The 22,801-nt window shown below is 30.9% G+C and carries 19 protein-coding genes and 2 rRNA genes; all 21 read right to left on the bottom strand.

Annotated elements, in window-relative coordinates; genetic code table 11:
* Nucleotides 1-65: 65 nt before the first annotated feature.
* The 21 genes from ACMCMH_RS06935 to ACMCMH_RS06835 all read right to left on the bottom strand — a co-directional run bounded on the left by ACMCMH_RS06935 (nt 66) and on the right by ACMCMH_RS06835 (nt 22,783).
* Nucleotides 66-866 carry an ion transporter gene (locus ACMCMH_RS06935; protein ID WP_412723976.1) on the bottom strand — a complete coding sequence of 267 codons (801 nt, stop codon included), beginning with the start codon at nt 864-866 and terminating at the stop codon, nt 66-68.
* On the bottom strand, nt 863-2,353 hold the full coding sequence (locus ACMCMH_RS06930) for a sensor histidine kinase (protein WP_412723974.1): 1,491 nt from the start codon (nt 2,351-2,353) through the stop codon (nt 863-865). Before ACMCMH_RS06930 ends, ACMCMH_RS06935 begins: the two co-directional genes overlap by 4 nt.
* Nucleotides 2,347-3,405 carry a CCA tRNA nucleotidyltransferase gene (locus tag ACMCMH_RS06925; protein ID WP_412723972.1) on the bottom strand — a complete coding sequence of 353 codons (1,059 nt, stop codon included), beginning with the start codon at nt 3,403-3,405 and terminating at the stop codon, nt 2,347-2,349. The genes ACMCMH_RS06930 and ACMCMH_RS06925 overlap by 7 nt, the downstream gene beginning before the upstream one ends.
* Before the next feature lie 15 nt (nt 3,406-3,420).
* Nucleotides 3,421-4,233, bottom strand: coding sequence for a 1-aminocyclopropane-1-carboxylate deaminase (locus ACMCMH_RS06920; RefSeq protein WP_412723970.1), 813 nt, complete (start codon nt 4,231-4,233; stop codon nt 3,421-3,423).
* Nucleotides 4,234-4,361: 128 nt separating this feature from the next.
* Nucleotides 4,362-4,721 (bottom strand): 50S ribosomal protein L19, encoded by a 360-nt coding sequence (gene rplS, locus ACMCMH_RS06915; protein WP_412723968.1) that lies wholly within the window; start codon nt 4,719-4,721, stop codon nt 4,362-4,364.
* A gap of 54 nt (nt 4,722-4,775) precedes the next feature.
* Nucleotides 4,776-5,453 (bottom strand): tRNA (guanosine(37)-N1)-methyltransferase TrmD, encoded by a 678-nt coding sequence (trmD, locus tag ACMCMH_RS06910; protein WP_412723966.1) that lies wholly within the window; start codon nt 5,451-5,453, stop codon nt 4,776-4,778.
* The gene (locus tag ACMCMH_RS06905; RefSeq protein WP_412723964.1) at nt 5,454-7,436 is read right to left on the bottom strand and encodes a GGDEF domain-containing protein; all 1,983 of its coding nucleotides are present in this window, start codon (nt 7,434-7,436) and stop codon (nt 5,454-5,456) included.
* 41 nt (nt 7,437-7,477) lie between these two features.
* Nucleotides 7,478-8,212, bottom strand: a complete 735-nt coding sequence (locus ACMCMH_RS06900) for an arginyltransferase (RefSeq protein WP_412723962.1) — start codon at nt 8,210-8,212, stop codon at nt 7,478-7,480.
* Nucleotides 8,213-9,553 carry a tRNA uridine-5-carboxymethylaminomethyl(34) synthesis GTPase MnmE gene (gene mnmE / locus ACMCMH_RS06895; protein WP_412723960.1) on the bottom strand — a complete coding sequence of 447 codons (1,341 nt, stop codon included), beginning with the start codon at nt 9,551-9,553 and terminating at the stop codon, nt 8,213-8,215.
* A 6-nt stretch (nt 9,554-9,559) separates the two neighbouring features.
* Entirely contained in the window at nt 9,560-10,423 is an 864-nt protein-coding gene (locus tag ACMCMH_RS06890) for a Jag N-terminal domain-containing protein (RefSeq protein WP_412723958.1), read from the bottom strand.
* An 11-nt stretch (nt 10,424-10,434) separates the two neighbouring features.
* A complete protein-coding gene (yidC, locus tag ACMCMH_RS06885; protein WP_412723956.1) occupies nt 10,435-12,090 on the bottom strand; it encodes a membrane protein insertase YidC in 1,656 nt (551 codons plus the stop codon).
* Nucleotides 12,091-12,423 (bottom strand): membrane protein insertion efficiency factor YidD, encoded by a 333-nt coding sequence (yidD, locus tag ACMCMH_RS06880; RefSeq protein ID WP_412723954.1) that lies wholly within the window; start codon nt 12,421-12,423, stop codon nt 12,091-12,093.
* Entirely contained in the window at nt 12,420-12,701 is a 282-nt protein-coding gene (gene rnpA, locus ACMCMH_RS06875) for a ribonuclease P protein component (RefSeq protein WP_412728009.1), read from the bottom strand. The genes yidD and rnpA overlap by 4 nt, the downstream gene beginning before the upstream one ends.
* Nucleotides 12,702-12,742: 41 nt before the next feature.
* Complete coding sequence (gene rpmH / locus ACMCMH_RS06870; RefSeq protein WP_412723952.1) at nt 12,743-12,877, bottom strand: 50S ribosomal protein L34; 135 nt, start codon at nt 12,875-12,877, stop codon at nt 12,743-12,745.
* Nucleotides 12,878-13,006: 129 nt separating this feature from the next.
* Nucleotides 13,007-15,586 carry an ATP-dependent Clp protease ATP-binding subunit gene (locus tag ACMCMH_RS06865; RefSeq protein ID WP_412723950.1) on the bottom strand — a complete coding sequence of 860 codons (2,580 nt, stop codon included), beginning with the start codon at nt 15,584-15,586 and terminating at the stop codon, nt 13,007-13,009.
* Nucleotides 15,587-15,715: 129 nt separating this feature from the next.
* Nucleotides 15,716-16,015 (bottom strand): hypothetical protein, encoded by a 300-nt coding sequence (locus tag ACMCMH_RS06860; RefSeq protein WP_412723948.1) that lies wholly within the window; start codon nt 16,013-16,015, stop codon nt 15,716-15,718.
* 2 nt (nt 16,016-16,017) lie between these two features.
* Nucleotides 16,018-16,908 (bottom strand): 4-hydroxy-tetrahydrodipicolinate synthase, encoded by an 891-nt coding sequence (gene dapA / locus ACMCMH_RS06855; protein WP_412723946.1) that lies wholly within the window; start codon nt 16,906-16,908, stop codon nt 16,018-16,020.
* 59 nt (nt 16,909-16,967) lie between these two features.
* Nucleotides 16,968-18,305 (bottom strand): M16 family metallopeptidase, encoded by a 1,338-nt coding sequence (locus ACMCMH_RS06850; protein WP_412723944.1) that lies wholly within the window; start codon nt 18,303-18,305, stop codon nt 16,968-16,970.
* 9 nt (nt 18,306-18,314) lie between these two features.
* Complete coding sequence (locus tag ACMCMH_RS06845) at nt 18,315-19,373, bottom strand: quinone-dependent dihydroorotate dehydrogenase (RefSeq protein ID WP_412723942.1); 1,059 nt, start codon at nt 19,371-19,373, stop codon at nt 18,315-18,317.
* Between the two features lie 291 nt (nt 19,374-19,664).
* Nucleotides 19,665-19,780: ribosomal RNA gene (gene rrf / locus ACMCMH_RS06840) — 5S ribosomal RNA — on the bottom strand.
* A 110-nt stretch (nt 19,781-19,890) separates the two neighbouring features.
* Nucleotides 19,891-22,783: ribosomal RNA gene (locus tag ACMCMH_RS06835) — 23S ribosomal RNA — on the bottom strand.
* Between the last annotated feature and the right edge of the window lie 18 nt (nt 22,784-22,801).

The following is a 22,801-nucleotide window of genomic DNA, read 5'->3' as shown; positions in this document are numbered from 1 at the left end:
AAATCACAAACATTTAATTCTTTTTAAAAACATATTTTACCTATTATATCAAAGGGTAAAAAGTATTAACTTTTCTTCTTCAACTCTCGTATCTCTTCTTGCATTTGAGTCATTTTTTCTAAAAGTAAATCTATTTTTTCCTCTTCTCGGTTGAGTTGTTCATCGGTGTGTTCTGAATTTATTTTTTGCATCTCATCAATGATAACAGCGACAAAAAGATTAAAAAATACAAAAGCAGCGATGATCACAAAACTCACAAAATATATCCATGCCCAAGAGTAGAGTTCCATCGCTTCATACATCACATCTGTCCAATCTTCAAATGTAAGAACTCTAAACAGTGTAAGCATAGCTGTTAAGAAATCTTTCCATAGTCCAGACTTCAACTCTTCAAAAAAGAAGTTTCCAACAATAGCGTAGATATAAAAAATGATAAACATAAGAATCACAATATCCACAATAGCAGGAATAGCACCTATAAGCATATCTATGATTTTTTTGAGTTCTGGTCGTGCATTTAAAAGTCGTAAAACTCTAAAGATTCTCATAAGTCTAGCAATAGCAGCAAATGATGAGTTTTCAAGAGGAATCAGTGTTATAAACACAATAACAAAATCAAAAATATTCCAGCCACTTTTGAAAAAGTCTTTTATGCTTTTTTCAGCATATATTTTAATGATAATCTCCACTAAAAAATAAACCGTAATAAACATATCTATAGAATAAAATAAAAGACCATAAGGCTCTGCAACTTTATCAATTGTCTTAAACCCTAATGCAGCAGCATAAAATAAAATGATTCCAGTAGTGAGATTAGAGAACCATTTTGATTCTCTTATATCTTTAATTCTTGTTTTAAATGTCATTTCGCTAAGAACCATTTATTTTCATTTAATTTCAAAATAATAGTAAATGATGCGCCTGTATATATCTTAGATTCATGTTCTACATTTTCATTACTTACTACAATTTTTCCTGACATATTTTGGTTAATAATATTATATGCCATATGTAATCCAAGTCCAGTACCATATGTCTTTTGTTTTGTAGTAAAGTATGGTTCAAAAATATTTTGCATAACTTCAACTGCTATACCACCACCTGTATCAGTCAATGTAATTTCAACACTATCTTCTTTATTTTTAGTTTGAACAAAAAGGTAACGATCTGTCTCTTTCATTTTTTTAAGTGCATCTTTAGAGTTACCTATGATATTTACTAAAGCCTGCAATAAACCAAATGACAAATTATGAATCATAATATCTTCATCAAAATCTTTGATAACTGTAATATTGTTTTTTTCTATAATTGAACTATTAATACAAAGTGATTTTTCTACAATATCAAGTACATTAAAATCAATTTTTAATGAATCTGCCTTTAAAAACACACCAAAATCATCAACAGTACGAGCAAGATACAAAGCAGAATTATCGATATGTCTTAATTTGTCAATATCTTCATCAGTTGCTATTTGATGTTTTTCTATTTTTTCTTGAATACTTTTTGCTGTCTTGGAAATATCTGTCAATGGCTGTCTCCATTGATGAGAAATATTTGCTAACATATCACCCAATGCCAACATTTTTGACTGTTTTTGTATAAGTTTCTTTTGATTTGTGCATTTTTCAACTTCGTTGTTAAATTGTAATTGTAGCTTATTGTAGTTTTGCTTATAATCTTTTTCTCTTCGTTTTATACTCTCTCTACATTTTGCAATAGTCTTATTAGTAAATCGATTGATAATATAAACAACTAAAAGAAGTGCAATACTAAAGAAAAATAGTATCGAAATATGTACATAAATATTATTTAATATTAAAGTATCAAGACCTTTTTTCCAATTGTTAATCTCTTTATGCATAATATCATCTCTAAATTTTATAGAAAAAACCCAATTAAATTTTGTATTTAAAACAAAATATTGAATTTCAAATAGATTGTCATTTGTTTCTTCATCTATATACTTACTATAGTCATAATAGTCACCATATTCAATAAGTTCTTTATAATACTTCATACTTTTATCAAGTTGATGTACAGTGATTATTTCATCAGTATTTTTATTGATTTTATCAATAAAGTTTTTCATAAAAATTTTGTTATCGACATTATTATTTGAAGATACTTCACTAAGGTTTTTAATCAAAATATTTATATTTTCAATTTTATATTTGACCTCATTTTTTTTATCTTCTAAAAATTTATGCTTAATATCTTTTTCAATTGTCTTAAAGTCATCAATACTTGAATTAACACTCAACATGATCACAACAAAAACAAATATTATAAGTACTAAAAAAGTACCTACTAAATTATATTTCCCTATATTTTTATCATGAATTTTTAACATATTTTTCCATCCAATTGCATTTTGTGTAGTGTATCTAAAATTGTTTTAAATTTTTCATTTGGAGTGTATCCCATCTCAAGAAGATCTTTTCCACTATAAATAGGTTTAGGAATATTTTTTTGTATATCTAATTTCACTAACATCTTTTTACCTTTGCTTTCTACTTTATTATAAGTTTCAATATCATTTTTTGGGATTCTAAAAGTTTCATAGTTTTCTATTTTCCGTAACAGTTTTTTATTATTTGAGATTTTAATAAAAATATCTTTCATCACAGAAAAAACCAATATCAATTTATCTTCATTATCAATTCTAAATCGAGCTATCTCATCAATTATAGCAAGTTTATCTTCACTTATTTTTTCAATCTTGAATTTATTAAGAAGATTTAACCCAAAAGAGGGTTCTGATGACTTTAACAAAAGTTTCTTATATTCTACATATATTCGTTCTTTAGATAAAGAGTGGAATTCATTTGTTTTTACTATTTGTTGACACAATTTAAAAGTATGTGCATTTAAAGTAAAATTCAACCTACTTCTAAATTGAATTAGTCTATATACTCTTAATGGATCTTCAATAAATGTTACATCATCTATATGTTTTAAAACCTTTTTTTCAAGGTCTTTGCGACCATTAAAAGGGTCAAGGTATATCTTATTTTTATAATCATACCCAATAGAATTAATCGTAAAATCTCTTCTTCTTGTAGCCTCTTTAAAAGATAGATTTCCATCTACCAAAACTTCAAATCCTTTATGTCCATCTGCAATTTTCTTTTCCATTCTTGGAAAAGAAAAGTCATATTCCATCTCTTGTGCTGAAAGTTTAAGTATACCAAAACTTTTACCCACGAGTTTTACTTTCCCAAAGTTTTTTAAAATATTTTCAAGCTCTTCCAAACTATCTAACCCATATACTTCAACATCATAGTCTTTGACATCCACATTAAGAAAAAAATCTCGTACACAACCGCCAACTAAAATGGGTGATGCTCCGATATTTATTAAATCATCAAGTATTTTAACCAAAAAACCATCTTTTATTTTCATTAGCTACTATTCCTTTTAGAAAGAATTATATTTATACTTATACCGTTGAATCATTGATTCATTTCCTATAAGTCCCCCTTGATGAATATACATATATGTATTGTTTTCATCAAAATTATACAGTAAAGTATCCCAACCTATAGGATCATACAATAAATCAAACTCTATTTTTGTTTCCATTTTTAGCTGATTCCATAACATATAGTTTTCTTTGTATAATTTACCAAAATGGTATTTCTTTTTTCGTGATAAAATTGTAGGGTGATACTGTTCATTCTTTTCTAATGCTAAAAATTGTTTTTTTAAATACTCTTCATCACCAACACAAGCACAAGTTTGAACCTCTATGTCAAGAAATTTTTGTAAAAACAGAGCAGTTGTGCCTGTACCACTAGGAAGAAATACTTTTAAATTATTTAAGTTGTGTTGTTTTTGATATGCTGAGATTTCTGAAGCTAGTATTTTTATACCATAACTAGCTTCCATTAAAGCACCACCCTCTTCAATAAAAAGTACCGTTTCATCAAATTTACAACTATCTTTTGTGAAATCATCTTTAACTATAAGATTCATGCCATTTTCTAATGAGTATTTATAGTTTCCTTGAGGATAATCCTTAAGGTATGATGGCAAGTGGTTTGTGTAGTATTCAAAATTCCAATTTTTAAGTTTACATAAAATGGATAAACTGTACATTGCGTTTGATTGATTTGAACCATGACTTATAAGTTTTTTCACATTAGGAAATTCATTTTCTAAAAAATATAAAAATTTTCTTGCTTTATTTCCTGAAAAATCTTTATGCACCAACTCATCTCTTTTTAACAAAAAAGATTGTCCTTGGAAGATTATATTTTGAACTGGGGACTCGCGTAAGCTTATCATAATTATATTAGATATAAAAAAAGGCAAGTACTAAATATAGCACTTACCTTTTTAAATGACTGCTCTAATACTTAGAATTTTCTTAATTCTTTAATTTTTGCAGCTTTACCTTTAAGCTCTCTTAAGTAGTTTAACTTAGCTCTTCTTACATCACCTCGTCTAAGTACTTCAATAGTTTTTAAACTATCAGAATATAATGGGAAAATTCTTTCTACACCAATTCCATTTGCTCCAATTTTTCTTATTGTAAATGTATTTGAAACACCTTCACCTTTTAAAGCAATAACAATACCTTCAAAATTTTGAACTCTTGTTTTAGTTCCCTCTTTAATTTCAACACCTAATCTTAGTGTATCACCAGCTCTAAATAATGGAATCTCTTTAGACTCAACTTGTGCAGCTTCGAAAGCAGCGATGTATTTATTTTTCATTTTTTTTCCTTAGTTCGGGGGTATGTGTCCTATTAAATACACAAAGTGCCCCATTTATGGTCTAAAATACTGAGTTTTGCATTTAGACAGCTTAATTTTTAAGTTGCGTATTTTAGCGTGGTTTCCCTTTAATAATTCTGAAGGTACACTTAAACCTCTAAATTCTACTGGTTTTGTAAAAGAGGGTGCTTCTAATAAAACTAGAGCTTCTTCATTTTGATTGTAGCTTTCATCTGTTAAAGAGTCCATATTACCTAAAACCCCCTCAACATTTCTACTAATAGCATCAGACATAATAAGAGAAGGCAGTTCCCCTCCTGTTAAGATATATTCCCCAACACTAAAGACTTCATGTGCATACTTTTCAATCACACGCTCATCAATTCCTTCGTATCTTCCACTTACCATAACGATATTCTTTTTTTTAGCTAATCTTTTTGCATCATTTTGGGTAAAAGGTTTTGCTGCTGCCAAAGGAAAAATAATATAAGCATCTTTATTCTTTTGTTTGATTTCATCTAATAAATCAAATAAGGGTTGCGGAAAAATTAATTGTCCCGCACCACCACCACATAAAGTACTATCAACTTTTTTATGTTTATTTGTTGTCCAATCTCTAGGGTTGTAAAACTCATACTTGATGAGTTCCTTATCAACTGCTTTTTTCAAAATAGAGTCTTGAAAATAAGGTTCTATAAGATTTGGAAATAATGTTATAAAAGAAAATTTCATCTATTTATTAATCTCCCTTTGGGCTTTTCCTATTTCATAACCTTGCAAATAATCAACTTCATGAATAGTCAAAATTTGTTCTATTTCTGGAGAAAAAACTTTCTCTGCAACTACTTCTAAGCCTAACTCTTTAATTGTTTTTACAATATTAGAAACAACTACAACAGAATGTTGATCTGTGTACATATTTTCAATGAGAGAACTATCTAATTTTACGATGTCGATATCAAGGTTGATAATATAATTAAAGTTCGAATATCCACTTCCAAAATCATCAATAGCAATTCGGGCATTGTAGTTTTTAACTTTTTTTATAAAACTATGTAAAAGTTCAAAATCTGAAATCTCTTCCGTTTCCAATAGTTCTATAATAACATTTGAACTATAATTATAGTTTTCAAGATTATCAAAAAGAATTTGCATGGTTGTTGCATTTGTGATATCACTAATGCCAATATTGATAGAAAACTTTACATCATCAATATCTTTAAAATATTCAAATACTTTTTTTATCATTATTTGAGTAATGATATGATATTTTCCACTTGAAATTGCAATATCTAAAAACTTATCAGGTGTGTGAATATTTCCATTTTCAACAATTCTTACTAAAGTTTCATATTTATCTATCAAACCAGTTTTCGTATTTTTTATTGGCATAAAATATGGAAAAATTTGATCATGTTCAATTGCATCATCAAGTTTATTCAGCCAATTCATATGATGATTATTTTCATCTTCAATTGCAATTGTTTCATTGAATTCAAAAATAGCACATTTTCTTTTTTTTGCTTCTTTTAATGCAAGAGTAGCATTAGAAAATACATCCTTATTATTTCCATAAGCATACCCAATAGTTGTATCTAACATAAAACTACTTTTTTTATAAGTATAGCTAAACTCTTTAATTATTTCGGAAAATTCAACAACCTCTTTATGTGTTAATTTACTGTTATATACAACTGCCAACTCATCTGCATAAAGCCTATACAGAACACCATTGTTTTTTAATACAGTATTAATATTTTTAGTAAACTCTTTTAATATAAATTCTGAAACTTTTTTACCATACACCTGATTTAGTCTTCCAAATGACTTAATATCTAAAACCATTATAGACAAATTGCTATTTTTTGTTTCTAAATCATATTGTAATTTGCTAAGGTTATTAATAGAAGTTAAATCATCCGTGTAAATTGATGCAATTAATCTATCATAATAATATTTAATTGTTATCAATAAATTATTAAAATGTAATTGAAGCAGTCCTACTTCTTTAATATTGCTTTTAATATTTACTCTTTTTGTTAGATTTTTACTTGATTGAATTTCCAAAATTTTATCTGTTAATAAAACAACTGGCTCCACCATTTTCTTGTTAATAACCATAAAAAAAACATAAGATATAACAAGTAAAAAAAGAACAAAAAAGCCAATAATATAAGAAAAAATCATATCAAGAGATATTTTTATTTCACTTTGAGGAAAAGTGATATCCAAAACACCATTAATAGAACCATTCGATGCATTTACATGACAACTTGTACAGTCACTTGAGACTTTCATTGGATATAAAAAACGAATTGCACCCGTTTCTTTATTTATTTTGAAAACTTCTTCACCATTCATCGCTTGAATGATCAAAGGATCAGATTGAGATATCTTTTTATCTTCGGGAACCACACCAAATAATTCTTCAACTAAAGGACTTCTGTATGAGTTGATTTTCATCCCACTTCTAATAATCTCTAGCCTTTGAATAATTTCGTTTAAATCATCTTTTTCCCACCCCTCTTGCATTCGGGTATTCATTGTTTCAAAAACTAGTTTAGCTGTTTTTTTTGCATCATCTAGGGCAAGATTATCAACTGCAGTTTTTTTAAGATATTCAGATGAAATAAAAAGTACAACTACACTTATTAACAATACAGAGAGAACTATCCTAATAATAAGTGTTTTATTTGAAATATATCTATTTTTCACAAATCACCTTTATTAACTCAGAATCAAAAATTTCACTTCTCTTACTCATGAGTTCTCCAAATTGTATCTTCATCTAATTTGGGTCTATTTTGCAATACCTCAAATGGCTTATATCGTTCTTTATATCCCATACTAAAATGGTCTTTTATCCAATATCCCAAATAAAGATATGGTATATTATTTTGTTTTGCAATACTAATTTGTGCTAAAATCGAAAACTGACCTAGAGATAAATTTTCATAATCATGATCATAATAACAATAAATAGCAGACATTGCATCAGGTAAAATATCACATAATGCAACACCTACAAGTTTATTGTCTCTAAAGTAAAGAATCTCTTTACCATAATTATGAGCACCATTGACATACGAGTTATTATATTCTTCCACATCAATAATATTTTCTGCCCAATTTTTTTTTAATGACATCTCTTCATGATACTTATTAAATAAATCTATATGTTCATAAGTTACAGTTGGTTTTTGTATGTATACTTCAGTTTCTTTATTTTTATTAAAAACTCTTTTTTGACTCTTAGAAAAAGTAAATTTATTCACATCGATTCTAATCGTTTTACATTCCTTACACTCTTTGCATTCTGGAACAAAATGCATATTTCCAAATCTTCGCCACCCTCGTTCTAACATTTTCAACTGTTCTTCAGAAGTACAGTGTTCCATATATTTATATCTTATATCACAAATTTTATCTTTAAAATAAGAACACTCTTTTGTTTCTTCAACAAACTCCAAAACTTGTGCATTTCTAAACATCTATTTACCTAAACAAAATTCACCAAACATAACATCTAACATTTGACTGTGTTCATAGGGTCTAGTGATATTTGAAATATGTTCTAAGGCAACATTTATATGATGTGAAAAAAATTCTAATTCTCCTGTCTGTAGTGGAACAAATGATTCTTCTATATTTTTAAGTGTTGATGATACTTCGTTTACTTGTTGTTGAGAGATAAGTGTAATATCATCAGCGTTTGAGTTATGATTGAGTATCAACTCAATTTGGGAAAGTAATTCATTAATATTTTCTTTTGCATTAAGACAAATAAAAGTCTCGCCAATTTCTTTAGTATCCAAATTTCTATCTAAATCAGATTTATTCAGTACAACTAACTTTTCTTTATTAGTGTTATGGAGTAGTTTCACGATTTGTGCATCTTCTTCATCAAATATTCTACTCCCATCAAAAAGAGCAATAACAATATCAGCTTCATTAATAGCCTCAATAGATTTTTCTATTCCAATTTTTTCTATCTCATCACTAGCTTCTCTTATACCTGCTGTATCAACTATTTTTATAATATGCGAACCTATTTTAACACTCTCTTCAATCGTATCTCTAGTAGTCCCAGCTATGTCACTTACAATAGCTCTATTAAAATTAAGTAGTTTATTTAAAAGACTCGATTTCCCAACATTTGGTTTTCCAATAATAGCAACTTTAAAGCCATCAATCAAACCTTCTCTTCTTTTGCTTGCTGCTAATGTTTCTTTAAGTCTAATTACAATTTTTTGAAGTTTGGAATCAATCTGTTGATAAATATTAGTAGGGAGATCCTCCTCTGCATAGTCAATACTCACCTCAGTATAAGCTAGCATAAAAATCAAATCTTTTCGTATCTCTTCAACAAATTCTTTTAGTTCACCTTTGAGTTGTTTTGCAAGTATTTTGACAGCATCTTCACTTCTAGCTTCAATCATTTTACTGATCGCTTGAGCTTGAGATAAATCTATCTTTCCATTTAAAAAAGCTCTTTTTGAAAATTCGCCAGGATTTGCAGCTCTTGCTCCAGCTTGTATACAAGATGATAGCACGAGGTTAGTAATGGCAATCCCTCCGTGACATTGAAACTCAACAACATCTTCCCCTGTAAATGAATATGGATTTTGAAAATAGAGTACTAATCCTTCATCGATTAATTCATCTTTTGAATCATATAATTTACTCAAAGTAGCCATTCTTGGCTCTAGGTTCTTATTATTTGTCAATTTCTGTGATATTTTCAAAGCATCATTTCCACTAAGTCTAACGATTGAAATTGAGCCAATACCATTTGCAGTTGCAATAGCAACTATTGTGTCTTCTGTATACATATTTTGTTAATTTCTATATTCATTTACTAAAATATATTTTTCACCTTTTTGTGTTGTTTTTACAGCAACATACTTATCGGGAAACTCATCTCTTAGTTTTGTAAGTGCAATATGCACCAAAATACCATCAAGAACTTTAGTTTTAAAAAAACCTTCACTCTTAATTGTTTCAATCACGGGATCTAAATAAGCATAAATTGCTGTTTCTTGATTTGCTAAAAAGTGAGCAACTTCAAGTCGTAACATCAACCCATACTTCTCATTTATCCAGTTAAATAAGATATAAGACAATGCCTTATATCTGTACCCTTCTTTACCAATAAGTAAAGCACTATCAGCTCCAGAGAATTCTACATAAACAGTCTTTTCATCATCAATTATAGAAACTTCAATCTTATCTATATCATAACAAAGGTTTGAAAATAAACTATTTATCTCTATTTCAATTTCTTTAGACAATTCACTTTGAGATGACTTCACAGTAGGAGTTTCATGTAAATCCGTTTTTTCTGCAGTGTAAAATTCATCAAAAAGAGTTTCAGATTTAATTTGTTGTACCATTTTTGGTACTTCAATCTTTTTATTTTTTGATTCTTTATTTAAAGTATCTAATCTTGAAGAAAGAGTTTCTACTGTTGTATTTGTATTTTTTGTTGATTTTGTTGTTGCCGTGTTATCTAGATTTTTTATTTGTGCAGAGATAATTGCATTTTTAGAAAAAAATCCAAAAAAACCTTTACTTGGAGCTTGTTTAATTTCAATCTCCAAGTTTGTAATAGAACATTGTAAAGTCTTTGAAGCTTTTTCATAAACAGCTTCTAAAGTTTTAGCTTCAAATATGACAATTTCATTAGTAGCTCCTTTTAACATTCTATGTCCTTTTAGTCTTTTTTATTATGCGTCTTCTCTTCAACATGTTTCTCATGTCTTTCAATTCTAGCATTTTTAAATATTGTATTTACATAATATTGTTGTCCAATGGTAAATAGATTATTCACAAACCAATATAATGTAAGTCCAGCAGGGAACCATAAAAAGAAAAATGTAAATACTACAGGTAATAACTGAAACATTTTTTGTTGCATAGGATCTGCCATAGTATTTGGTGTGATTTTTTGTTGAAAATACATTGTAGCACCCATTAAAATTGGTAATACGAAATATGGATCCATAGCACCTAAATCATCAATCCATAACATCCATTCTGCACCTTTTAATTCTATTGAGTTTAAAAGTACTCTATAAATAGCAAAAAACACAGGGATTTGTAATATGATTGGAAGACACCCTCCCATTGGGTTAGCACCCTCTTTTTTATAAAGTTCCATCATATGCATAGATGCTTTTTGTTTATCACTTTTATATTTTTCCTGAATAGCTTTTACTTTAGGAGCTAACTCTTTAAGTCTATTCATAGAAACCATACCTTTATGAGATAATGGGAAAAGAATAAGTTTGATTAAAATAGTTACAAAAACAATTGTCCAACCCCAGTTACCTACATAATCATGAATATATTGCAATAAAATAAACATTGGTTTAGCAATAAATGTAAACCAACCATATTCAATAATTGTTGTAAGTCTAGGATCAAGTGCACTTAAAGTTCTATATTCTTTTGGTCCCATATACCCATGTAAAGATATTTTATCATTAGCGTGAATAAAAATTTGAGGAGAATCATTTGCATCTTTCATAATACTAATTGCCATACTAATATCATAATTATAAAGTGCAGTAGCATAATATCTATCAAAAGCAGATGCTGCATTGATACCAATTAACTCTTCATTTTTATCCATGTCACCATCTTCAATAATATTTAATGTACCATCATTTAAAGCTAACAGTGCTCCATGATCTGCGTACATATCAACAAGTACATTTGGTCTAAATCCTGTTGTTATAAAAAACTTTGCATTATTTGTAGCAGATGCAGTGATGTCATAATGCCCATCAGGATAAAATTTTAAAACTTTTGTAAGTGTTGTATCTGTTAATCTTTGAGTTAAAATTAGTTCTGTACTGTTTGTAGTTGCATCAATTTTTTCTTGTGATGCTGTTACATTAGTTTTAAAAGCTTCTTCATTAATTTCTCTATTAGAGAATCTAACTTCCAAAGGTTTTAATTGATTAGCTTCAAAAAGTTTGATATGTTTTGCATCATCATCAATATATTGATTACCACTTAGTGTTACTTGGTGAATTCTCCCTAAATTGTCAATCTCAATAACATTATTTTGTGTCGTTATAGTTGCGATGATATTATTTTCAGTCAAAACTGATATCGGAGCATTATTTGCACCACTTTGTGATTGTATAACTGGTGCTGCTTGAGTTGAAGGTTCTGTTGTATTTACAGAACTTTTCTTTTCTAATGCTACTGCATTTTTAGCATTAGCTTCGTTTACCATAGCCTGTTTTGGCTGTAAGTATAAAAAATCATATGCGATAAAAAAAGCAAACGATAAAACCGTTGCAATAAGAATTCTTTTTTGAGTTTGCTGTTTGTTCATTGTGTCATTCGGTAGTGCCATTTATGTGTCCCATTTTGTATTGTGTTGAAGTATTAAGCAGTAATTATTTTTTACTGGTACTTTCCAGTATTTTACCTTAATTTTTTTAAATTTTAGATTTATTTGTTTTTTTTCAGGACATTTTACTTTTACATAATCAAATCCTCCATCAAATAATGGATTACATTTTAATATTCTTATTGTAGAATAAAACAATGCATACAATATATTATTATTTTCAAATTGCATTTTTGCATAGGATGAACAAGTTGGATGATATCTACAACTTCCAAAAGATAAAATAGTTAAATATTTTTGATAAAATTTAATAAAATAAAGAATAAGTTTTTTCATTTAAAAAGATTCAGTTTTTTCATAACATAATTAAAATCATTTTTTAGTACTTTATGTTTTCTTTCAAATATATTATTTTTAGCGACCAATACATATTTTCCAGTTCTAAGCTGATTTTCTTTTTCTAAAATTATTGCACGAAGAACTCTTCTTGCTCTATTTCTTTGAACAGCATTTCCAACTTTTTTTGATGATACAAAAGCGATATTAAAACTATCACTTTCAAGAAAAAAAACAACAAAAGCATGAGTATGCCATTTTTTGTTGCTTTTATATATTTGACTAAACTCTTTTTGAGTATTTATACGGTGAGATTTGCTTAAACAGCTAATCTTTTTCTACCTTTAGCTCTTCGAGCTTTGATAACTTTTCTACCATTTTTTGTAGCCATTCTTGTTCTAAAACCGTGTGTTCTTTTTCTTGGTGTGTTGTGCGGTTGGTATGTTCTTTTCATACTTTTTTCCTTTTTTCTAAATTATGTCTGCGATTATATTTAAAACTTACTTAATATTAGTTTATATTTTAAAGAATAAGATTACTATCTATAAACGCAGATCATAACAATTTACCTAATATTTATCTTTTAAGAAATATTAACAACGACTTCTCCTTCTTTAATATCAAATTGTACATTACTTCCTTCGGTTATTTTATCTTCAAGTATCAGATCTGATAACTTATCTTCTACAATTTCATATAATGCTCTTTTAAGTGGTCGTGCACCATAAATAGGATCAAAGCCAGCTTCTGCAATATATGATTTAGCATCAGGACTCATAGTAATATGAATATCTCGTTCTGTAAGTCGTGATGCAATTGACGCAAACATAATATCTACTATATTTGTAATTGCATCTAAGCTTAGTTGTTCAAATATTACAATATCATCAAGCCTATTCAAAAATTCTGGTCTAAAGTATGATTTTAAGTCATTTAAAACAGACTCTTTTCTTTCATGTTTGTTAGTTATACTGATAATTTTATCACTTCCTATGTTAGAAGTTAAAATAATAATTGTATTTTTAAAATCAACAGTAACCCCCTTATTATCAGTTAATCTTCCATCATCTAAAACTTGCAACAATATATTAAATACATCAGGATGTGCCTTTTCTATCTCATCAAATAAAAGAACACTATACGGTTTTCTTCTTACAGCTTCTGTTAATTGTCCACCCTCCTCATATCCTACATATCCAGGTGCAGCACCCACTAATCTGCTTGCACTATGTTTTTCCATATACTCTGACATATCAAATCGTACTAAGGATTTTGCATCATCAAATAAAAATTTTGCTAAAGTTTTTGCTGACTCAGTTTTACCGACACCTGTTGGTCCTAAAAACATAAAACTCCCAATAGGACGACTATCATCACTCAGTCCTGCTTTATTTCTTTTTATCGCACGACTTATTGCTTTTAAAGCTTCATCTTGACCAATAACATCAGCTTTTAAAACATTTTCTATTTGTAAAACTCTTTCTTTTTCACTTGATATCATTTTGTTAATAGGTATACCAGTCCATCGTGATACAATACTTGCAATAGCATCTTCATCAACAAAATTTCTTAAAAGTGTTCCTGATGCTTGCATTTTTGCCCATTTTTCTTCATTTTCTTTTATTTGTGACTCAAGCTCTGGAATTTGTCCATATTCAATTGAGGCAGCTTCTTCAAATTTGCTCTCTCTTTTTGCTCTCTCTGCTTTACTTCTTAATTCATCTATTTGTGTTTTGATTGTAGAAATAGCATTAAAAGTCTCTTTTTCATTTGTAAATTGTGTTTCCAAATTTCTTTGTTTCTCTTTTAAATTTGACAACTCCTCTTCTATCTCTTTTAATCTATTTGTATTTTTATCACTTTTTTCCATTTTTAAAGCTTCTTTTTCAACAGCTAAAGTACCAATCTCTCTTTTGGTAATAGACAAAATTGTTGGTTCAGATTCAATTTGCATTTTTAATTCAGCTGCTGCCTCATCTATCAAATCAATCGCTTTATCTGGTAAAAATCTATCTGTAATATATCTATGACTTAATTTTGCAGCACTTACCAATGCACTATCTTTTATAGTTACATTGTGAAAAGTTTCAAGTTTTTCTTTAATACCACGCAATATTTGTAATGCTTCATTCACACTTGGTTCATCAACATTTACAGGTTGAAACCTTCTTTGCATAGCTGTATCTTTTTCAAAATACTTTCTATACTCTTTTAATGTAGTTGCTCCAATTGTATGCAACTCACCTCTTGCTAATGCTGGTTTAAGAATATTTGCAGCATCCATACTTCCTTCACTTGCCCCTGCACCTATAATAGTATGGATTTCATCAATAAATAAAATAATATTTCCTACTTTTTGTACCTCTTTTATTACAGCTTTGAGTCTATCTTCAAACTCACCTCTATATTTAGCACCTGCAATTAAAGCAGACATATCAAGAGATATTACTTTTTTATTCAATAATGATGTTGGAACATCTTTGTTCACAATTCTTTGAGCAAGTCCCTCTGCAATTGCAGTTTTACCTGTTCCAGGTTCTCCTAATAAGATAGGATTATTCTTTGTTTTTCTAATCAGAATTTGCATCATTCGGGTAAGTTGTTCATCTCTACCAATTACTGGATCAAGTTTTCCATCAAGTGCTAATTTATTTAAATCTATTCCATATTTATCCAAAGCCTCTAAATTATCATCGCCACTTTGACTATCTACTTTTGCACCACCACGAATTGATTCAAGTTCCTTTTTAACTTCATTTAAATCTAGATATTTTCCTAGAGTATTTTTAAATACATCATTTTTAACATTTGCTATAATCCAAGTATCAACTGCTAAAAAACTATCTCCACTACTAGTCATTAATCCTTGTGCATTCTCTAATGACGAGACAACATTTCTACTTATTTTAATATTTTCTTTAGTTACACTTGATGTTGAAACTAGTTTATTTGCAACACTTTTAACTTCGAGTTCAAGTGCTACTTTATCGATATTTAATTTATTTAGTAACTGATTTAATACACTTGATGTATTTGTTAACAGTCCCCACAAGATATGAACTATTTCTACTTCTTGATTTTTATTATGCAATGCTAAGCTCAATCCTGATTCAATTGTTTCTTGCATTTGGTTTGTCAATTTTTCAAATATTTTATTACTCATTCTAAAATCCTTATATTATATTGGCACTCAATTATTTAAAGTGCTAATAAATTATAACACTTTAGTCTATCTTTGTCAAGTAAAATCTACGAATAAAAAAAGCAAGGCTAAAACCTTGCTTTTTTTTATCTACATACTGCAGCCACGCCCAATACTGTTGTGGACTTCTTTAAGTCCACAATTATTGCATATATATTCTATTTCAACTATTCCACTACATCCATGATTTTTTAAGATATTTTGTTTTATTGCTTCTACTTTAAACAATGCACCCGTATTTTGATCTTTAAAACTTTTAGTTGTCGATTGACAAGAAGGACAAGTACCACTATCTAAAAGGTTTTGCCTTGTCTTTTTTGATTTAAAAAATAATAATACTGAAAAAATTGATATTAAAAATAAAAGTAAAATACCAATTATTGTATACATTATTATTTAACTATGTCGTATTTATTCATTACTTTTTCAAGTGATTTCATATTTTCAGTGCTTGGAGCAGTTAATGGTAATCTATATTCTAAACTATCGATTAATCCAGCTATATACATAGCAGCTTTAATAGGAATAGGATTACTTTCACAAAATAGAACTGAGTTTATTTCATAAAGTTCATCATTAATTTTTCTTGCTTCTGCTAAATTACCAGATAAAGCTTCCCTTGATAATTTGCTTGTAATATCAGGAAGTAAATTAGAAGTTACAGATGTAAATCCAGCACCACCGCTTGCAATTACAGCATAATTAATTGCATCATCACCACTTAAAACTTTTAGCTCTGGGCGTTGTGACAATAATTCTGTAACTCTATCTAAACTTCCTGTTGCTTCTTTAATTCCATAAATATTTTTACAATCGTCAAATAATCTTATAACTGTATTTGCAACAATATCTACACCTGTTCTTCCAGGGACATTATAAAGCATAAACCCTAAATCGGGTACAGAATCAGCAATAGCTTTGTAATGTTGATACAAACCTTCTTGAGACGGTTTATTATAATATGGACTTACCGAAAATATTGCATCAACACCACACTTTTGTGCATGCTGTGCAATACTAATTGCTTCGAGTGTTGAGTTACTACCAGCACCTGCTAGAACCTTTGCATTAGTACCTTTTACAACTTCTACTGCAATCTCTATACATCTTTTGTGTTCATCATGCGTTAATGTGGCACTTTCCCCTGTTGTTCCTACAGGACAAATAGCATCTATGCCATTATTTATTTGTCTTTGAATAAGCTTAGCATAAGACTGCTCATCTAGTTTTCCATTTTTAAATGGCGTAATAATTGCTGTAGTAGCACCCGTAACTATAGTCATATTTCTATCCCTTATTTTTATATTTTTAAATTATATCATTACTATTTAATGATTTAGCTTTATTCATTTTCTTCATTATTCTTCAAAATTACTGTAGTTGAATTTCCACTAGTAAAATATTTTTTAGCTACTTTCACTAAATCTTCTGTCTTTAAAGCTTCAATTTTATCTTCATAATTCATTAATGGAGTTATATCTCCTCGTGACAAATAACTTCCATATAAACTAGCCACACTACTAGAACTTTCAAGTGAAAAAATAAAATCAGATTTTGTATTCTTTTTTATCTTATTTAGTTCTTCTTCTTTAATATCACCTGACTTGATTTTATCTATCTCTTCTAAAATAATTTTTTCAACATCCCTTGCATCTACACCTGGATTACAAACTGCCATAAAAAGATAAACACCAGGATCTTTTAACTCCATATTGTATGCATATACAGTATTTACTAATTGTTTCTCATCAACAAGAAGTTCATTTAGTCTACTACTTTTTCCAGAACTTAACAACTCACTTAATGCAGATAATGCTACTTGATCTTCATGTAAAAAATTTGGAATATTAAAATTGATTGCCAACATTTCCACTTCTGAATCTTTGTGAATAACTATTCTTTTAGCACCATTTTGTTTAGGTTCAATTGTGTGTAATTCTTTACGAATATTAATACTATTAGCAGTATTTTTAATATCTGAAAACTTTTTTGTCACTTCTTCAAATACAGTTTTTCTATCTATATCACCTGCAACTAGAACAATTGCATTTGAAGGAGTATAATATGTAGAATGAAAATCTTTAATATCCTCAATTTTCCAATTTTGAATATCACTCATAAATCCAATAGGGGTCCAATGATAAGGATGATAAGTAAAAGTATTATTAAATAATTTAAAATACAAATAACCCATAGGTGAATTATCAGTTCGCCATCGTCTCTCTTCAGCCACAACATCACGCTCAGGTTGAAACTCTTCATCTTTTAAAGTTAAATTTTCCATTAAATCAGCATATAACTCAAGAGATTTAGAAAGATTTTTTTTACTTGATTTTATATAGTAATGGGTATAATCAAATCCAGTCGAAGCATTATTAATACCACCAAAACTTTTAACTATAGTATCAAACTCTCCTGCTTTCAAATTTTTTGTTGATTTAAAATTTAAATGTTCAAGCATATGTGCTATTCCACTTTTACCCATAATTTCATCTCGACTTCCAACATTATAAAATATATCAGTTGTAATTACATCAGAATTATTTTTTAATGGAATTGCAACAATTTTCAGTCCATTCTTTAAAGTTTTTTCATAATACTTTGGTAAACTATTTTTTGCCATTACATTTTCTCCTATTATTAAAAGACACACACTCAAAAGTAAAACTTTTTTTAACATCTTTTTCCTTTATCTAAAATCAGAACCTATTGCTTCTGAAATATTTGAATAACCATCTTCTTTAATTAATTTAATTAAATCTTCATTAATATTTTTACACATTGAAGGACCCTGAAATATAAAAGCACTATAAATTTGAACTAAAGTAGCACCTGCTTTTATCCTTCTATATACATCATTTGCATCGCTTATTCCACCTACACTTATTAAGGTCGTTTTTTTATGGAGTTCTCGACCAATTGCTTTAAAAATTTCATAAGACTTCTCACTCATCACTTTACCACTAATTCCACCAAAGTTTTGTGAATTTGGTACTAAAGAATAATCTTGTGTAGTATTTGTCGCAACAATACCATCTGCACCAGAGTTAATTGCAGTTTGACATAAAGTAATAGCTGTTTCATGTTCCATATCCGGTGCAATTTTTAATAATATAGGTGTATCAGTTATCTCTTTTGCCATCCCAAATACTGATTTAATAAACTCTTCATTTTGAAGATCCCTCAAGTTTGGAGTATTGGGGCTAGAAATATTCACCACCATATAATCACAAATATCTTTACACCCTATTACTAACTTTTCATAATCACTTAAAGTATCCGTTTCAGAAGTTGTTTTATTTTTTCCTATACTTGCTCCAATCGGTATAGAGTAAGGATACACACTTCCTAAGTTTTTAATAACTTCATATGAACCTTCATTATTAAAACCCATTGCATTTTGTACAGCTTCATATTCAGGATACCGAAACAGTCTAGGTTTTGCATTTCCAAATTGAGCTTTAGGTGTCACAGTTCCTATTTCTGTATAACCAAATCCCATTGCTTGCATCGATTCAATCATATCAGCATTCTTGTCAAATCCTGCTGCTAACCCTATAGGGTTTCGAAATGTTCTATTAAAAACTTTTTGTGATAGGATATCATCATCTATAAAATTTCTTTCAACCATCATATTATTTAACATTCTTAAATAAGGTAATGTTTTGAATCCATATGATGCTATATGATGTGCTGTTTCTGGTTCAAAATTAAACATAAACTTTTTGATAGTGTTATAATCAAACATAAATATAATCCTTGAAATATTAACTAAATACTATTTTAAATATTCAGTAATTGAAAATCTTACTGTAAAAAAGAATTTTACAAATTAAAAGGATTATAACACAAAAGCATTAAACAAACAAGCCAAAGACCTTCCAAATACCTTAAAAGAGCAATAGAACATCACTAAAAAGAAATAATAATAAAGAAATAGTAATAATAAAACAAACTACAAAAGAAAAGAGAGGAATAAAAATAAAAAGTAATAAGAAATAGGAAGATAGAAAAAACGAGCAAAAAAAAACATCTTAGAAGTTGGCGGCGACCTACGTTTCCACAAGGGGACCCTGCAGTATTATCGGCGATGAGGAGCTTGACTGCCAGGTTCGAAATGGAACTGGGTATGACCTCCTCTCAATAACCACCAACATCTAAGATGTTGATTTGAGAATATTAAAGTTAAAGTCTTTGTATAAAAATACGATTATAATACTTATCAGTTATTATACTTAATAAGATAGTAAACTAAAGAAGTTCATATAAATAAGCCAAACGATCTATTAGTAATAGTCAGCTGAATGCATTACTGCACTTACACATCTATCCTATCAACCAGCTAGTCTTGCTGGGATCTTCAGGGAAAGTTCATCTTGGAGTTGGCTTCGTGCTTAGATGCTTTCAGCTCTTATCTCATCCGTAGGTAGCTACCCAACGATGCTCTTGGCAGAACAATTGGTACACTAGTGCTACGTTCACCCCGGTCCTCTCGTACTAGGGGCAAATCTCCTCAACTTTCCTACGCCCACGGAAGATAGGGACCGAACTGTCTCACGACGTTCTGAACCCAGCTCGCGTACCGCTTTAAATGGCGAACAGCCATACCCTTGGGACCTGCTTCAGCCCCAGGATGCGATGAGCCGACATCGAGGTGCCAAACCTCCCCGTCGATGTGAGCTCTTGGGGGAGATCAGCCTGTTATCCCCGGCGTACCTTTTATCCTTTGAGCGATGGCCCTTCCACACAGAACCACCGGATCACTATGACCGACTTTCGTCTCTGCTCGACATGTATGTCTTACAGTCAGGCTGGCTTATGCCATTATACTCAACATCCGATTTCCAACCGGATTGAGCCAACCTTTGTAAGCCTCCGTTACTTTTTAGGAGGCGACCGCCCCAGTCAAACTACCCACCATACATTGTCCTGAAACAAGATAATTGTTCCCAGTTAGCTATCAGAATATTCAAGGGTGGTATCTCAAGGATGACTCCCTATGTACTTGCGTCCATAGATCATAGTCTCCCACCTATCCTGCACATGAATATCCCAATAGCAGTGTAAAGCTATAGTAAAGGTGCACGGGGTCTTTCCGTCTTTCCGCGGGTAGGAGGAATTTTCACCTCCACTACAATTTCACTGGATCCCTGGTTGAGACAGCTCCCATCTCGTTACGCCATTCATGCAGGTCGGTATTTAACCGACAAGGAATTTCGCTACCTTAGGACCGTTATAGTTACGGCCGCCGTTTACTCGGGCTTCGATCAAATGCTTCGCTTACGCTGACATCATCAATTAACCTTCGAGCACCGGGCAGGCGTCACACCTTATACATCCTCTTGCGAGTTAGCAAAGTGCTGTGTTTTTGGTAAACAGTCGGGAGGGACTCTTTGTTGCAACCTCTCAAGCTTTCGGGAGTAAATCCCTAATACCTAAGTAGGCACACCTTCTACCGAAGATACGGTGCTAGTTTGCAGAGTTCCTTAACCAGGGTTCTTCCACGCGCCTTAGAATACTCATCCCACCTACCTGTGTCGGTTTACGGTACGGGTTATAATAGATATGCTTAGTGGCTTTTCTTGGCACGACAGTATCATCGATTCCAAACGCTATCCGAAGATTTTGTTCGGCCTGTAAGATCTCGGTCGAGTGTAGCACGGATTTGCCTATGCTACAACCTACATCCTTCGACCAGCTATTCCATCAGCCAGCTCGATTAACTCTATGCGTCCCCACATCACGCTCTATTATAAGTATAGGAATATTAACCTATTTGCCATCGTCTACCCCTTTCGGACTCGACTTAGGACCCGACTAACCCTACGATGACGAGCATCGCGTAGGAAACCTTGGGTTTTCGGCGTTAAAGATTCTCACTTTAATTATCGCTACTCATGCCTGCATGCTCACTTCTATCCGCTCCACCACTCCTCACCGGTATGGCTTCAATGCTGAATAGAACGCTCTCCTACCACTACAGTAAACTGTAATCTAAAGCTTCGGTGCGTACTTTAGCCCCGTTATATTTTCCGCGCAGAATCACTAGACCAGTGAGCTGTTACGCTTTCTTTAAAAGATGGCTGCTTCTAAGCCAACTTCCTGGTTGTCACAGTAACTCCACATCGTTTTCCACTTAAGTACGACTTAGGGACCTTAGCTGTTAGTCTGGGTTGTTCCCCTCTCGACATAGGATTTTATCACCCTACGCCTGACTGCCATGGTAAAGTATATAGTATTCGAAGTTTGATAGGGTTTGGTACCGCGGTAAGCAGCCCTAGCCCATTCAGTGCTCTACCCCTTTATACTAATTTACATGACGCTATACCTAAATATATTTCGGAGAGAACCAGCTATCACGAAGTTTGATTGGCCTTTCACCCCTATCCACAAGTCATCCGAGCACTTTTCAACGCACACCGGTTCGGTCCTCCACTGGCTCTTACACCAGCTTCAACCTGCTCATGGATAGATCACTTCGTTTCGGGTCTGCAGCATATGACTAATTCGCGCTATTCACACTCGCTTTCGCTACGGCTTCGTACTTGACTTAACCTTGCCATATACCACAACTCGCAGGCTCATTATGCAAAAGGCAGTCCGTCACCCTGTACAAGACATAGGGCTCCGAATGATTGTAAGCTAATGGTTTCAGGTTCTATTTCACTCCCCTCACTGGGGTACTTTTCACCTTTCCCTCACGGTACTTGTGCACTATCGATCTATAAGTAGTATTTAGAGTTGGAGGGTGGTCCCCCCATATTCAGTCAAAATATCACGTGTTCCGACCTACTCGTTCATTATCTTAGTTCCACATAAAAGTTTTCATATACGAGGCTTTCACTCTGTATCGCGTAGCATTCCAACTACTTCTACTAACTAATATGCTAAATATAACCGCTCTAATCCGTTTTCGCTCGCCGCTACTAACAGAATCTCAATTGATTTCTCTTCCTTCAGGTACTGAGATGTTTCACTTCCCTGAGTTCGCCTCTAGATAAATCTAGATAATATAATTCTCATTATACTGGGTTGTCCCATTCGGAAATCACTGGATCAAAGCTTCTTGACAGCTCCCCAATGCTTATCGCAGTCTAGTACGTCCTTCATCGCCTCTTATAGTCTAGGCATCCACCATTAGCCCTTAATAGCTTATTTGATAAATTAAAGTTCAAA

The sequence above is a fragment of the Arcobacter sp. 15-2 genome (genome assembly GCF_047159865.1).
Taxonomy (GTDB): Bacteria; Campylobacterota; Campylobacteria; order Campylobacterales; family Arcobacteraceae; genus JAIOSF01.
Note: the sequence above shows the minus strand (reverse complement) of the source record. Positions and strands in the feature narration are given on the sequence as shown.